Annotated in this window: 1 protein-coding gene; it reads right to left on the reverse strand. The window is 30.7% G+C overall.

Features of this window, described 5'->3' with window-relative positions; all coding sequences use genetic code 11:
- Nucleotides 1-443 precede the first annotated feature (443 nt).
- Entirely contained in the window at nucleotides 444-986 is a 543-nt protein-coding gene (locus tag G551_RS0112430) for a hypothetical protein (protein ID WP_027885858.1), read from the reverse strand.
- Nucleotides 987-1094 lie beyond the last annotated feature (108 nt).

Genomic DNA, 1094 nt, shown 5'->3' on the forward strand with positions numbered 1-1094 from the left:
AACGAATTTTAATTTTACTTTTTTCCGCAAAGATTTTAAAAATAGAGCATTGCTGATAATTTTATATCCGCAACAATTTATCCATTTAAATTTATCGAACCGAGTAAGTTTAAGTCCATCGAGTTCTAATTTTTTTCTTTAATTTTTTAATTTCTCCGCCTAAAAATTTTCAGTCAATTTAATCCGTTTCTGCTTTACGAATTGAGTGAGTTTTCCATTAAACTTTGAGTTTCAGATTTGAATTAAAACTCGAACAAAAACAGAATTTGCAATTAAACTCGCTGATTTTTGTTTCGTATTTTAGCTAACGGTCTTGTATAATTTCCCAGCTAAGGGAATTAGAGAAATAAAGATAGTAAAAAGAACTGACTTTGACGCGTGAGCGTTTGTGTCCGCAGGACACAAAACCTTAGTTGGAATTATACGTTGTTGTAAGTAGTTTTTTATTCAAATATTTTGTTTAATTCGGTTTTCATATTTCGCACGTTTCTTTGTCCAAGTAATAAAGGTATTAATACAAATATTGTCGTAATAAATACCAAAATCAACAGGTCTGGAAAAGGATTAACTTCACCAATGGGTGGAATGAGAGATTCTATAACAACTAACAAAACCAATAGACAGAGTAAAGTCGAAATTATAAGTCTAATTACAAGTAAAATAATTCGCATTCCATTTACTTTAGCAATGAGTTTAGTTTTTCCGTCGACGTTTTTAAATTCCGCAGTTACTTTTGCCATTATCGGCATAAAATCAAAGGGTTTGATACGCTTTCTAATTACGAATCCATTATTATTAATTGTTCCTATGAACTTTTTATCTTTTGAAGCTGTCAAGTCCATAAATGCAAATAAAGCTGAATAATAATTTTCGTGCGTAATGTTTTTCATCTCGTTAATTATAGATTCCCTTTTTTCGTCAACTTGCCATTCCAGATTTTCCTGAAGTTTATATTTTTCTAATATTTTGGTTAAGTATGAGGTCATTCACAAATTACTTACAACGGTCTTGTATATTTGTCAGTTGTGGGAATTTGGAAAATAAAGATAGTAAAAAGAACTGAATTTGACGCGTGAGCGTCTGTGTCCGCAGGA

Origin of the sequence: Mesonia mobilis DSM 19841, from assembly GCF_000423405.1 — a bacterium.
Classification (GTDB): domain Bacteria; phylum Bacteroidota; class Bacteroidia; order Flavobacteriales; family Flavobacteriaceae; genus Mesonia; species Mesonia mobilis.

Coding starts and splice junctions, on each gene's coding strand:
- G551_RS0112430 (WP_027885858.1), bottom strand. CDS start 986: ATGACCTCATACTTAACCAAAATATTAGAAAAATATAAACTTCAGGAA.